The organism is Cellulomonas sp. GbtcB1, from assembly GCF_019091725.1.
Lineage (GTDB): Bacteria > Actinomycetota > Actinomycetes > Actinomycetales > Cellulomonadaceae > Cellulomonas.
In genome coordinates, this window is record NZ_JAGXJG010000355.1 from 1 (window position 1) to 253 (window position 253).

The 253-nt window shown below is 82.2% G+C and carries 1 protein-coding gene; it reads left to right on the top strand.

Going from position 1 to position 253, the window contains the following annotated elements:
- On the top strand, positions 1-253 hold a 253-nt coding region (locus KVT14_RS20700; protein WP_217617325.1), incomplete at both ends, for a CHAD domain-containing protein.

Consider the following 253-nt stretch of genomic DNA (forward strand, 5'->3'; position numbering starts at 1 on the left):
GCGGTACTCCGACGAGGGGCGGCACGGGGCGCGTCGGGTGCTGCCCACCCAGGTCGCCCAGCGGGACCGGAAGGTGCGGCGGCGGCTGCGGCGCGCCCGCCGGGTGCCCGAGGGGCGGCGCCGCGACGGCGCGCTGCACGACGCCCGCAAGGCCGCGAAGGCCGCCCGGTACGCGGGCGAGGCGGGCGCGGGCGTCCTCGGGGAGGACGCCGGCCGGTACGCGCGCCGGATGGAGGACCTGCAGGGGGTGGTC